The organism is Micromonospora sp. CNZ285 (genome assembly GCF_004637285.1).
Window position 1 is genome coordinate 2,867,859 of the sequence record NZ_SPQD01000001.1, and the last position, 13,308, is coordinate 2,881,166.

Annotated in this window: 12 protein-coding genes and 1 pseudogene; 12 read left to right on the forward strand and 1 reads right to left on the reverse strand. The window is 70.1% G+C overall.

From position 1 onward, the window contains the following. Positions 1-165 precede the first annotated feature (165 nt). The 7 genes and pseudogenes from CLT75_RS12860 to CLT75_RS33230 all read left to right on the forward strand — a co-directional run. Complete coding sequence (locus CLT75_RS12860) at positions 166-381, forward strand: hypothetical protein (RefSeq protein ID WP_135240989.1); 216 nt, start codon at positions 166-168, stop codon at positions 379-381. Next, positions 371-1,300: an RNA polymerase sigma factor gene (locus CLT75_RS12865; protein WP_135240990.1), complete on the forward strand. Its 930-nt coding sequence runs from the start codon at positions 371-373 to the stop codon at positions 1,298-1,300. The genes CLT75_RS12860 and CLT75_RS12865 overlap by 11 nt, the downstream gene beginning before the upstream one ends. 630 nt (positions 1,301-1,930) lie before the next feature. Further along, positions 1,931-2,368: a hypothetical protein gene (locus tag CLT75_RS12870; protein ID WP_135240991.1), complete on the forward strand. Its 438-nt coding sequence runs from the start codon at positions 1,931-1,933 to the stop codon at positions 2,366-2,368. Between the two features lie 72 nt (positions 2,369-2,440). After that, entirely contained in the window at positions 2,441-3,325 is an 885-nt protein-coding gene (locus CLT75_RS12875) for a hypothetical protein (RefSeq protein WP_486485159.1), read from the forward strand. Between the two features lie 95 nt (positions 3,326-3,420). Beyond that, complete coding sequence (locus CLT75_RS12880) at positions 3,421-4,620, forward strand: tyrosine-type recombinase/integrase (RefSeq protein WP_135240993.1); 1,200 nt, start codon at positions 3,421-3,423, stop codon at positions 4,618-4,620. Then, positions 4,617-6,923, forward strand: a complete 2,307-nt coding sequence (locus CLT75_RS12885; RefSeq protein WP_135240994.1) for a tyrosine-type recombinase/integrase — start codon at positions 4,617-4,619, stop codon at positions 6,921-6,923. Before CLT75_RS12880 ends, CLT75_RS12885 begins: the two co-directional genes overlap by 4 nt. Before the next feature lie 5 nt (positions 6,924-6,928). Then, positions 6,929-7,234, forward strand: a pseudogene (locus CLT75_RS33230) (DUF6262 family protein); the annotation flags it as partial. A gap of 51 nt (positions 7,235-7,285) precedes the next feature. Here the strand turns inward: CLT75_RS33230 and CLT75_RS12890 are convergent. Next, a complete protein-coding gene (locus tag CLT75_RS12890; protein ID WP_135240995.1) occupies positions 7,286-7,858 on the reverse strand; it encodes a hypothetical protein in 573 nt (190 codons plus the stop codon). A 358-nt stretch (positions 7,859-8,216) separates the two neighbouring features. Here CLT75_RS12890 and CLT75_RS12895 point away from each other — a divergent pair, with 358 nt between their 5' ends. The 5 genes from CLT75_RS12895 (at position 8,217) to CLT75_RS12915 (ending at position 13,297) form a co-directional block, all read left to right on the forward strand. Then, a complete protein-coding gene (locus CLT75_RS12895; RefSeq protein ID WP_135240996.1) occupies positions 8,217-9,287 on the forward strand; it encodes a M23 family metallopeptidase in 1,071 nt (356 codons plus the stop codon). A 113-nt stretch (positions 9,288-9,400) separates the two neighbouring features. After that, the gene (locus CLT75_RS12900; protein WP_135240997.1) at positions 9,401-10,072 is read left to right on the forward strand and encodes a hypothetical protein; all 672 of its coding nucleotides are present in this window, start codon (positions 9,401-9,403) and stop codon (positions 10,070-10,072) included. Further along, positions 10,069-11,247: a DUF4314 domain-containing protein gene (locus CLT75_RS12905; protein ID WP_486485160.1), complete on the forward strand. Its 1,179-nt coding sequence runs from the start codon at positions 10,069-10,071 to the stop codon at positions 11,245-11,247. Before CLT75_RS12900 ends, CLT75_RS12905 begins: the two co-directional genes overlap by 4 nt. A gap of 57 nt (positions 11,248-11,304) precedes the next feature. Then, positions 11,305-11,787, forward strand: a complete 483-nt coding sequence (locus CLT75_RS32880) for a hypothetical protein (RefSeq protein ID WP_135240998.1) — start codon at positions 11,305-11,307, stop codon at positions 11,785-11,787. 343 nt (positions 11,788-12,130) lie between these two features. After that, positions 12,131-13,297, forward strand: coding sequence for an AAA family ATPase (locus CLT75_RS12915; RefSeq protein WP_135240999.1), 1,167 nt, complete (start codon positions 12,131-12,133; stop codon positions 13,295-13,297). Positions 13,298-13,308: the final 11 nt, after the last annotated feature.

Sequence of the window (13,308 nt, forward strand, 5' to 3'; positions counted from 1 at the left end):
GGCATCGCGTCCGGGTTGATACCGCCGATCGGGCGACGATTTGCGCTCTTGGCGGCAGACCGAACGGGTTGGGGAGGAACTCGGGGACGCCAGTAAACAGCTCAGTCGTCGGTGGCCACAGAAGGGTGTGCCACGCACCGAGCCAACCGCATGGAGGATCCCGCGATGCCCGAGCCGCTTATCTACGTCGCTGTCTGCATTGGCCTGCAGGCCGTGACTGCCTTGACCACCGCGAGCGTGTACTACATGGTCTACACCGCACGGGCCAAGCTGGTCGCAGCGGCCGCTGGCGCGCCGCCCGGGATCTCCATCGCGGTTGAAGATTTCGGTGACCGCTGGCGTGCGCAGACCGCAGGCAAGGAGGTGCCGGGTGGCCAGTGACGACACGGGGTCCCACCGAGTCGTAGCCGAGCCCGTCCGGTGGCACGGTCGGATCGAGGACCTCGGGCTCGCTCCGGAGCAGCGCGATCTATTCGTTCTACTGTTCGGCACGTACTGGCAACCGCTCGTCCGATTTGCCGGGAGCCAGGCCTCTCGTCGTCGGATGTCCAGCATCGATGTAGACGTCGAAGCCATTGTGCAGGAAGCCTTCATAGACCTTTTGGGCACCGACGAGCTAATCGAGAACACGGCGGGTTGGCTCTTCAGCACGACCTCACGCAAGGTGGCGAAGGAACATGTCAAGCTTGTGAGGCGCAAGAAACTGATGGCGGCGGCCTCAGGAATCGGCGCGCCCGGCATGCCGTGGCTGTACGGAGACGACGGCAGCGACCGCTTAACGGTTCACGACGTGCTCGCCCAGACGGCTTTGCTGCCCGATAAGCAACGCGTCGCCGCCTACCTCAAGCTGATCCTGGATTGGGATGACGAGGAGATTGCCACATACCTCGGTTGTGCCCATGCCACCGCGCGGGTCCACGTCCACCGCGCCCGTCACCGCCTCGGCAAGGCCCTCGCCGCCGACTACGGCACTTTCCACAGCTCGGTTACGGTGATCGACGACGCTGGTGCGGAGTACGTAGTCGATCCGCAGGATGCGGCCGCACTTGAGCATCCGAGCGGGGGAGACGAGTTCCACGGGCACGGTCGGCCAGGCCTAGTTGTCATCATCCAGTTGCTCGTCGTTCTGCTTGTGCTTGTGCCGTGCATGTACGTCGGTGATGACCTCTTCGACGCGTTGCCCCAGCCCATCCAGACCCTGTTGGCCGTCGTGGTAGGCATCGTCGCGGCACTGCAGGGGATCTCGATCGTCGGCGTAATGATCTATTACTTCGTTGACCGCTGGAACCGGCACTTCTGAAGTCGGGAGCGGAGGCCCGCGTCAACGCCGGTCCCGCAGCCGAGAACGTCTGGTACAGCCGAAGTCCGTCTGGTGGCAATACAGCAAGCAACCGTCAACTGATACTTCGGTCAGTTCTCGAGACCCGTAACGGCCATAGGATCCTCGCACCCGTCTGCGTGCGCAGGTCTTTCACTGTGCCTGCTTCCATCCCCCGGCCCTGCTTCTTCATACGTGACCCACGAGGCGCCGCTGCATCCGGACGTCCTCGTCACCGTCGTCGGCGTGGGCTGGAAGCTGCCTCCGGGCGAGCTGTATGTAGTGCTGCGCGACACCGGCACCGGTCGCGTCTACCCGGCGCAACAACGGCCGCTCCTGGCGTGGCGTCTTCCGCAGTCCGCTCATCACCGTCGGTCCCACCCGCGTACGCCTCGACCCCGGGTAGACCACCTGAGCAGCGACCCCACGCTGCCGTGCTGGGCAGGGCAACGTTCCGCCCCATCCGACACGACTTGACCTTCATCAAGAGATGAGCGTCGATCTGCGCTGGTCGTTGTCCGCGGTCCGGAGATCAGCATCCCCACCGAACCCGACGCGAGTTGGGCGGCGACCGCGCAAGCCCGCGTTCCGCCGACCGAAGGGCCACCCACCATGGCACACCCCGCATACTCCGAGGACCGCAGTCGGCATCTCAGCGACCGCACCTCTGTACCGGTGGACGTCACCGACAGGCTTCTTTGGGGGCTCGCGGTCGACGTCGCCGCCGCCCACCAACCGGGACCCGACGGCGCCTGCACGAACCTGCAGTGCCGCGGGCAGTACGGCCCTTGCTGGGCGCTGCGCACCGCCCGCCGGGCCGAACAACGCGCCCGCCGCGCCGCCACCACCTTCGCCTCGCCGCCTTCGCCGCGTCCGGCCGGGGCCGCACGCGGACGCGCCCCAGTTCCCGCCGTGCCGCGTCGCATGACCGGCTGGTTCACCCCGGCCCACTCGCCGGCACCCGTGATGCGGCCCGCATCCGTACCGGGCGCGGTGCCGCCGGAATCCCGGCTTGACCGGCGTCTACCCGTGGCGGCGCTGGCCGCCTGAGCACACACCCTGGAGGCAAAACTAGTGAACTTCCTACCGAACGACACTCTCGCCGGTTACGCCCGCACCGCCGTGGACCTGCGCGCCCGCATGGTCGACTATCACCGCAGCCCGCTCGCGGCGCAGTACCTGCGGGCGTTCTTCGGCAGCCGTCTCGCCGACCACCCCAGCCCCAGTTCGGCGGGCATGGCGAAGGTCCTCACCGCGGTCCATGCCATTACCGCCAACCCGTGGCGATTCGGCGAGCCGTATGTCATCGCCCCCGCGATGACCGCGATCATCGCCGCCGCCGCGGCGGCCCTCGACCTGACCGGCGAGGTGCTTCCCGCCGACGTCGCCCCCGACGACGGCGGGGTGCTGTTCCTTCCCGAACCGATCTACCACCGCAACCTCCGCGGCGAGGTGTCCTCGATCGGGGCGATCACCTGGGCCCGCACCACCAACACCAGCAGCGGTCGGTCGTTCTGGGCCATCGCCGGCTGGGCCGACCACCACGACGCGCACGACCCGGCGGCGGTGCGCCGTCGTGCGCAGCTCGCTGACCGGCCCGACCTCGCCCGCCAATTCGGCCCCTATGTGCTGACCGACTTCACCGAGATCCCCATCGGCCGGCCCGTTGACCCCCGCCCCGACCTGCCGGTCCTCGACGGGGACGACCGCGACTGGGAACCGGCGCCCGACGGCCGGTTCTGTATTGACGAGACCACGACCGCGATGCGGGCCTGCGCCGCTGTCGCCTATGCCTTCTGGCGTATCCAGGCCCAACCCCTCGCGACCGTCGCCGCCGCCCCCTTGGACCGCGCGGCGCGCCGCCGCGCTGTGCGGGCCAGCATCCGCCATGACACCCGCGTGGTCATGCTGCGCCGCACCAGCCCTCTCGCCGAACCGCCCGACGGCGAGCCCAAGTGGCACTACCGGGTGCGGTTCGTTGTCCGCTTATCCGTAGGGGAATCTTGAGGCTCCGCGACGACGGGTGACAGCGATCCTCGAGGGCGTCAGCGATCTGTCGCGTACGGCCATATCTGGGAGTCGTCCGTGACAGTTGTCCCGGCGTGACCACATTCGGGCAGCGGGTGCTGCTACCGGGCGGTGGCGTGACCTGGACGGTGCTGGGGGCCGATGGGCTGCCGCATGAGGCGTACGAGCGGTTCCTTGCGCACCACCGGGTCGTGTCGGCGCCCAACACGGTGCGGGCCTACGCCACCTCATTGGGGTGCTTTGACGTCTTCCTGCGGCAGACCGGTCAGCGGTGGGATCGGATCGGTCGCGACGACTTGGCGCGCTTCGTGCACTGGCTGCGCTTCGGCACCACACCGGACGTTGTCGATCTAACCGGCGGGCGTGAGCCGACGCGCGGCGAAGCCACCGTGGGCCTGCGGATGGCGGCGGTGGTCGCCTTCTACGAGTTCATGACCGAAGAAGGTTTGGGCCCAGCGTTGGTGCTGCATCGCACCGCCCGCAGGCGGATCGGCGCGGGCCAGCCCCACAAGGGCATGCTGCACCACCTGTCCTCCCGGCGTCCGCAGCGCGCGCCGGTGTTCCGGCTGCGCAAGCGGCGCCGGGACCGGCCTCCGGTGCTGACCCCTGTCCAGGTTCAGGCGATCCTGGACGCCTGCGCCTGGTGGGATGCCGCCGCAGGCGTGTGGCGGGGATCGCTGCGCAACCGGCTGCTGTTCGCTCTGCTGGCGGAGACGGGCGTGCGACTGGGCGAGGCGTTGTGCCTGTTCCACGACGACTTCGTGGCCGGACGGGGCGACACGCCGTACGTGTTGGTGACTCCGCGGGAGCATCCGCATCAGCAGCGGGTGAAGGGGTGGCGCTCCCGCACCATCTACGTCTCGGACCGGCTGGAGGCACTGCACGGGGACTATCTGTGGGAGGTCTGCGACCGTGGCGGCGCCGAGGCGGTGGACAACCTGGGCCAGTGGTGGCTGTTCGTCAACCTGGACCGGGAACCGCTGTTCGCCGCGGTGCGCCCGGAGACCGTCTACGACACAGTGCGGCGCGTCAAACGCAGGCTGGGTAACCGCATCCCGGCCGGGTTCACCCCGCACTGGTTGCGCCACACGCACGCCACCGCGCTGCTGATGTCCGGGGCGCCGCTGCCGCTGGTCCAGCAGCGGATGGGACACGCCGACGTGCAGACCACCATCAACACCTATGGGTGGGTGACCGAGGACGCGGCGCTGCGGGCGCTGGCCGGGTGGCAGTCGTTCGCCGGCGGCTGGGACGCCGCGGCGGTCGCGCCGTGAGCGCCGTCGTGCGTCCGCTGCGCACGGCCGCTGCGACGCTGCCGCCGGTGTGTGACCTTCCCGCGCCGCTGCCCCGGTTCGCCCAGTGGGTGGAAGACGAGATGCGGCACAGGCCGGCGCACGCGGACCCGGTCAAGCGGGACAAACTCGCCGCAGGCGCCGATCTCCGCTGGTGGGAGATGCCGGCAGGGTGGCCCGCCGGCAGCGGCCTGGTCAAACTCGACGTCGGCGGGACCAGCCGAGCCGAGGACACCTGGCCGGCGCTGCCGCACGGCGCTCGTCAGGAACTGGCCTGGGCGCTGAGCGCCGTCTGCGCCAGCGGTGGCGTGGTCAGCCGCATGGTGTTCAACGGCACCGTCGCCGCGGTCAGTTGGGCAGCCCGTCAGTACGGCTTGGCCTCGCTGGTCGACCTGACTCCGCAACAGTGGGCGCACGCGATCGTGCACCGCCGCGAACACGAAGGCTGGACGAACCCCACGCGGCGCCGCTCGGGCGCGACCGAGAAGACCAGCCTGAACCAGATCGTGCAGTTCCTAGCCCGGCTGCAGCGCATGGTCTGGCTGCACTACGCCACCGACCAGTGGTGGCAGGCCGAGATTTGGGACGCCGACATGGACCCACGCATCCCGCGCCGCCCACACGAGCCGTGGATGTCGAAAGTCAACATGCTGCGGATCAGACAACCATGGCTGCGCGAGGCGACCCGGCTCTGGCTGGCCGACGGCATCACCCGGGACCTGATCCGCATCAGCACCGCCGTCGGACGCCACAACTCCATTTGCAAGCTCGTGGTGTTCCTGACCGAGCGGGGCATCGACGTCGAGCTGCTGAGCGCCGACCGACCCAGTCTCAACGGCATCGCCCGTGACTTCGCGGTCTTCTGCCGCGACCCGGTCGGCCGGGGCGTACGCCGGGCCCGCATCGTCGGGGTCCCTGGCGCCAACGCCGTGCTCAACGATGTGGCGCAGCTGTTCGAGTTCGCGGCGGACAACGCCGCCGAGCTGCGCCGCTTCACGGGCGTCGACGCATGGGGTCGAGTCGGCGCCGAACACACGTCTGCGTTTCGGCGCATGTGCGCCCGCCGCGGCGAAGTTGCCCGCAACCGGGCCCAGATCACCTCCGGGGAGAAGGCATACAGCGACGCGGAGATCGCGACGATCCTGTCCCGCGCCACCGTCCTCGCGCTGCCAGAGTGCGAAACGTTCACCTACACCCATCGCGGCCAGCAGTTCAGGGTCGCCGGGCTGGGACAGGAACAGGCGTATCGCATGCTGCTCCTGCAGATCAAGACCGGGCGGCGGATGAGCGAACTCGCCCTGATGGACTTCGATCCGCTCCTACCACTGCTCACACCCGTCCCGCAGCCGGACGACACCGACTCCGACGACCAGCCAGTGGGCGGAGTTGCGTGGCTGCGCTACCAGCAGACGAAGATCGACGGCAGCGCCGACCGGATCGTCGTGGACCAGGAATGCGTCGATCTCATCCACGCGCAACAGGACTGGGTGCGGCGCTTCCTGACCGAGCAGGGCAGCCCCGTGCAGCAGCCGCGCTACCTGTTCGTCGCACCCCGGCAGAACCGCCACGGCAACCGGCCCTACCGTCCCGGCCACTACTACGAGGCGCTGGGCCAGTACGTCGACGCGGCCCGCATCCACGACGAGCGCGACCAGCCGTTGCCGTTGACCCGCACCCACCAGTTCCGCCACACCGTGGCGACCAACTTCGCCAACGCCGGCGTCCCCGTGCACGTGCTGCAACGCTTCCTCGGCCACACCACCCCGACCATGTCGATGCAATACGTGGCCATCCGCGACGAGACCGCCGAGCAGGCGTTCCTGACCCTGGTCAAGATCGGCGCGGACGGGCAGGAGGTGCCGATGGACCGCACCACCATGTATGACCTGCTCCAACTGGACCGCGGCACCGACCGGGTCCTGCCCAACGGGCTGTGCCTGCTGCCACCGGCCCGCCAGTGCGACAAGGGCAACGCCTGCTACACCTGCGGGATGTTCGCCACGGACCGGTCCTTCATCGAGGTGCACCAGGAGACCCTGGAGCGGACCCGGACGCTCATCGCGCACCGGCAGCGCCAACACGAGCAACGAACCGGCCGGCCGATGGCCGACTCCAACGTCTGGCTCCGCGAGCGCCTCCAAGAAATCACCGCACTCGAACGCATCATCGAGCGCCTTGGCCAGCTCCCCGAAGACCAACACAGCCTCCAAGGCGGCGGTGTCAGCGCCCGCGTCGCGCCAGCAGCACCGGTGCCGATCGAGATCACACGGAAGCCGCGCCCATGACTGGGATGCCACCCGACCGCCAGCAGCGCGTCGACCGGCTCACGGCCGCCGCCAAAGCGCGCACACAACGCGCCCAGCAGCACGCCGAGAAAACCATCCGACGCATGCTGCGCGACCGGCAGCCCATCACCTTCCGCGCCGTGCACCGCGAAAGCGGACTGTCACTGGACTTCCTCTACGGCAACGAAACCGTGCGTTCCCGCATCGAGCACGCGCGCCATGCTGCAAGCCCACGGCCCGCCGGCCGGCCATCGCACACCAACAGCGACAGCAGCGAGGGCACCGTCATCAGAGTGCTCACCACGCAGTTGCAAGCGGCGAAACGCGCCCACCGAGACGACGTCGAAGGCCTACGCCGCCAGCTAGCCATCGCTGCCGGTGAAATCCTTCTCCTGCGGGAGCGGGTCCGTGCCCTCGATCTCCAGCACGGAGCCACGCACGATGAACGACGCGATGTCGACGAGGTTCACCAGCCACCTGGCTCGTGATCTCCCGTCCTGACGCATCACCCTGTTCATATCGCCGACCGGAACCCGGAACACTGCACGCGGGCGACCCGTGACAGCGAAGGTGACCGCACCGTCGGGCAAGTACTCGTGGTCGATCTCGAGCTCGGGTTCGAGGAGCACGAGGGCGATTTCGTGAACCTGCTCCGGGTCGTACTGCCGCGTCCTTGCGGGCGGTGGCGGCACGCCGAGGACGCCCGCCCGGTGCACCCAAGCAAGCTTCACATCGACCTTCACCGCATCGCCACGAACGTCCCGGGCGCGCTGGTTGCCGCCGCCCGCCCAGTACGCCTCTGAAGAATCAGCGGCAACAACACCCGCACCGATCATCTCGGCCACCAACGGGCGCACGGCAAGCAGATCCCCGTCGCCCGTCTCCCAGACGCGGAAACCGCGGTAGTACCCCTCAGGCATCTCGTCGTCGTTCATGGCAGTCGTTTTACACCCTCGCCGATCCGACCAGCACCAGGGCGACGTCACTCGTGGCGGACGCGTACGCGACGTGTCTGAACTGCAAAGACGCCCTTCAAGATCGAAAACTTACAGATAAGTCCGCGGCCACTGGCGACGCCTCATCGACCGCGACGGCCACCCCTACCGCATCTGGATCAACGCCCACATCAAAGGCCCTGACGGGGCGCCCTTGCTGCACGGCGAGAAGGTGGCCGTCCTCGCCCGCTGATTCCTGCACCCGCCCGAAGGCCGCGCGCCGCCGCTCTACAGGCTCGCGGCCTTCACCGTCCTCGCGACCCGGCCCGCTGCCGGCCCTGCCTCGAAGGAGTCAGTTATGACCGCCCGCGTGCTGTCCGGGATCGCCCTCGCGGTCACCGGTGTCCTGCTGCTGTGCTCCGGGCTGGCCACCACCTTGATCTTCGGCGGCGGGGCGGGCGCGTGCGGGCCGGCTACCAGCGTCACGCCCACCGCTTCGTCGGCCGCGCGCAGCCCTGCTTTGGGTGGGATCGGTCCGATCGGTGACTGGAACGCCGAGCAGGTTGGCAACGCCGCCACCATCACCACCGTCGGCATGCGCCTCGGCGTCCCGCCGCGCGGCTGGGTCATCGCCGTGGCCACCGCGATGCAGGAGTCCTCCCTGATCAACATCTCTGGTGGGGACCGCGACTCGGTCGGCCTGTTCCAACAGCGCCCCTCCCAGGGCTGGGGCACCCCCAAGCAACTGCACGACCCGCGGTACGCGACGACGAAGTTCTACCAGAAGTTGCAGGCCGTCGACGGCTGGCAGGCGATGCCACTGACCGAGGCCGCCCAACGGGTGCAGCGGTCGGCCTACCCGGACGCCTACGCCAGGTGGGAACCCGATGCCGCCAGGATCGTCGCCGCCCTGACCGGGGCCAGCGCCGGCCCGGCCGCCTGCGGCGTGGCGGTCAGCGCGCAGGGCTGGGCCCTGCCGGTGCAGGGGGATGCCGGCTCCGGTTTCCGCACCTCGGGCCGTCCCGGGCACGACGGCGTCGACCTGATCGTGGGCAAGGGCACCCCGATCCACGCCGCGTCCGCCGGCACCGTCTCCGTCGTGCGGTGCAACGCCGTTGACGTTCGCACTGGCCGGGACTGGGGCTGTGACCGCGACGGCGACCCCGCCATGATCCGCGGCTGCGGCTGGTACGTCGACATCAACCACCCCGGTGGGGTGATCACCCGCTACTGCCACATGCTCACCCGCCCCTCCGTCGCCGAGGGTCAACGGGTCGCTGCCGGTGACGTTATCGGCGTCGCCGGCAGCTCGGGCCATTCGTCCGGACCGCACCTGCACTTCGAGGTGCACCTCGGTGATCACACCTCCGGCACGGCCGTCGACCCGGTCGCCTTCATGGCGTCCGTCGGCGCGCCCCTGAATCAGTAGTCCCGATCGCGGATGCCGGCGGCGGCTCCGTGATCTAGCCCCAGCCCGGCGGTCGACCCGTGCGGGGACGACCGCCGCGACCCATCCACACATCCCTTGAGGAGGACAAGGCCGTGAGCACACCCACGCTCATCGGTGTCGCCGCGTTCCGCGGCAGTTACACCGCCCGCTTGGTCCAGTTCGGTGAGAGTCCGGAGGTTCTGGTTCCGCTGTTGCGCCGGATCTGGACCGACACGTTCAGCCGTAACACCAATGCTATGGCCGCCGCGCTGCTGGCCCACGACTGGTGGTCCCTCGCCGTCAACCCGAAGCCCCGGCGCTGGGACCGGCAGCCGCCCGTGCCCGGGCTGGGCTACCCGGTAGTCGCTCAGGACGCCACCGTTCGGCGGGGCGCGCTGCGCGAGGACGTCGGCGGGGCCCTGGAGTGGCTGTATCTGCTGCACCTCGAGCAGCGGCGCCTGGTGGTGTATGAGGCGACGATCCACGGTCGTTGGCTGCGGCACAGCGCGCATCACCTCGACCCGGTCGAGGACCTGTTCGTCACCGCGCCCGCCGAGGACGGGGGCGGTCCGGAGATGACGGTGTGCAGCGTCTGCGGCGCGGTCGACGAGATCGACCACGTCGAGGTGCCGTCCATGGCCGGCTACGGCTACGACACCGTCACCAGTTGCGTCCGCTGCGGCTCCTCGGTCGCCAGCGACCCGATGTTCGGCGATCACGTCACCCGCAAGCCCTGGCCACCGCAGAACCCCACGGCAGGCGACACGGCGGGCGAAACCCGATGAGCGCCGACCGCCCGCCGTCCACGGCCACCGACGACGGCGCCCCGTCCACCGGCCCCGACGACCGATCGGAGACCGCCATGACCAGCTACGAGGCCGGGCAGCGTGTCGCCCTGGTCCACACCGACGACCCGTACACCCTGCTGCGGCCCGGCGACACCGGCACTGTCCGCCGCCACGACCAGCGACAGAACCTCGTGGAGGTCACCTGGGACAGCGGCTCGACGCTGGCGATGTGCCTCGACGCCGGCGATCGCATCGCACCGGCCACCACCACCCCGCCTCACACTGGCGGGGTGGTCGGCGAGGCCACCGGATGGGCCGCCGCGCTGCAACGGATGCGCGCCGCCGGCGCCGAGGCCGGACGCACCGCCGCCGAGTGGTGGGCGCAGGACACCATCGGCGCCCGGGCCGGCGGTGACACCCGCCTGGCCGCGCGCCGGATCCTGGTCGGCATCGACGACGGCGATCCTGCCGTCCTCGACGCCCTGCCATCCGTCTCCTCGGCGGGAGAGTCGGTCGACGTCGCCGGGTGGGAGCTGTTTGCCGCCGCCACCGGCGACAGCGCGGGCTGGTTCGGGCTGCGCATCCCGCAGCGCGACGAGGCGATGACCGTATACCGCGACGCCTACGACACCGCCGTCACCGACCGCGTCGCGGAACTGTGTCATCTCGCGGCCAGCCCCACCGGCACGGATGTGTCCCACCTGCACCCCGACCGGGTCCGGATCGGCGGTGTCGGTGTGTTCGCCGGCGACTGGGCGCGCACCACCGGCCCCGACGGCGACGACCGGATCGAGGTCGGGTTCGTCGGCACCCTGATCGACTACTGGAACGGGTGGGCGGTGTTCTCCTGCACCCGCGACGTGGCCGAGGCGATCGTCGCCGACCAGCAGCGCCACCGCGACCAGTACCGCGACAGTCTGCGCGAGCAGGGTGTGCCGGTCGGCGACCTGGACCGGCAGGTCGACGAAGCGTTGGCCGGTCTGTCCTTCGACGGCGACGTCCTCGTCGCCGACCAGCGTGCCCTGTCCGGCGACCCGGACGCCATCGAACGCATCACCGCCGACGGGGACGGCCGGTACGTGGTGATGGGCCGCAGCTGGTGCTGGGAGGCCGTCGACCCGTACGCCTGCGACCGGATCGTCGGCGGCCTGCCCGACACCAACAAGGCATAGGCCGACGCCCTCACACATACCCCGTCACAACCGCTGGGGCCGACAGGAAGGAAACCAGTGACCATCCGCACCCAAGAAGAGATCGTCACCCGGGTCTGGGCTCTGCGCGCCAACCGCGGGGACATCTTCGGCTTCCGGGAGGAGGTCCTCGTGGAGGCACTCGGCCTGGACCATGCCCGCCAGGTCGTCGCCCCTCGACACCCGGGCGAGTGGACCCAGCGGGTCGACCACAGAACCTACGCTCGGGACTACCTGCGATTCGCTATCGGGACGATCCTCGACCACCGCGGCAACTCGGCGAGCCGGTCGATGGACAAGCTGAGTGAACTCGCCTGGCTCCTCGGCCGCGACGACGTCGTGGCGGCGATGGAGCACGCCGGCTACCCGATGTACGGGGCGGCCAAGGTCAAGGCGTTCGCCGACGGGTTCGGCTGGCCGTTCCACGATGACCTCGACGGCGACAACGGGCTGGCTCTGGCCCGGGTGGCCGAGGGACAGCAGTGCGACCCGCAGGGCTGCGAACGGGGCTGCGCCGACTGACCACGAGCCCGCCGCCAGCACCACCTCCCGCTGCCACGGTGCACACGTAGTCAGCCGGCGCTCCCGCACCCGCGCACCCATTCGACTTGATCGATTGGCCTGGCGGAGGTTCCATCGTCGGCGCCGACACCGCCCGCGCGGCCTCGACACCGACCAGCACGTACCAGCGGCGACCTGACGTGTCGCCGTAACCCTTCAGCACCACCAGGGGTGGGGTCGCCGACCTGCCCGGCCCCGATGAGGGCCGGCAGGGGTTGACCCCGCCCGTCTCCGCTGTGCGGTACCCACCGCCCGCGCACCCGGAGACGGGTGCGCGGGCCCGACCCCGAATCGAGGCAATCCCATGACCACACCACACCCACCGGCAGGTTCACCGCAGAACGATCCGGCCCCGACCAGCGGCACCGCCACTCCCACCACCGGCGCGGGCTCCGGCCGGTCCGGCTACCTCTACCGCAAGGTCGCCCTGCACCTGGCCGACCACGCCGACCAGATTCTCAAGGTCGGCGAGATCACCCGGGCGATCGGGGCACCGTCGTCCGGGGCGGTGTTCGAGGCGCTGAAGAAGATGGCCGCCGCCGGGCACGCAACCCACCACCGCGACCCGCACCACCGGTTCCAGATCACCCAGGCCGGCATCGACGCCGCCGGCACCCTCCCACCCGCCGCACCCCGCACCCGCTCCCACGGCAGCGCTGGTGGTGGGCGGCAGTCCCGGCCCGCGCCGGTGCCGCGACCGAACGGGACGCTGTACCACCCGCGGCGGCTCGGGCGGGGCTGGGACGTCGAGGAACTACGGCGGCTACGCACCCAGCAGGTGCCGGTGCTGCTGTACGGGCCGCCCGGCACCGGCAAGACCGCGATGGTTGAGGCGGCGTTCCCCGACCTGCTGACCGTCGCCGGCACCGGCGACACCGTCGTCGATGACTTCCTCGGCTCCTACAACCCGGTACCCGGCGGCGGCTACGAGTTCGTCCACGGGCCCCTGGTCACCGCGATGCGGGAGGGGCGGGTGCTGCTGGTCGACGACGCCACCCTCATCCCGCCCCGCGTCCTGGCCGTGCTGTACCCGGCCATGGACGGCCGCGGCACCGTCACCATCCCCGCACACGGCAACGAAACCGTGGAAGCCGTCGACGGGTTCTACATCGTCGCCGGCCACAACCCGGGCGTGCACGGCGCGGTGCTCACCGAGGCACTGGCCTCCCGGTTCACCGTCCACCTGCACGTCACCACCGACTGGGACCTCGCCCGCCAGCTCGGCGTCCCCAAGCCGGTCGTGGCCGCGGCGATCGACCTCAACGCCGACCTCGCCGCCGGCAAGACCGTGTGGGCGCCGCAGCTGCGTGAACTGCTCGGCTTCGTGAAGGTCCGCGACCAGCTGGGTATGAGCGCCGCCCTGGCGAACCTGGCCGGCATCGCCCCGGAGGACGCCCGCGACGACGTCACCGCCGCCCTGTCCCGGCACACCGGCACGCCCATCACCGCGCTCGCCCTCGGCAAACGCTGACCGCCCCCTTT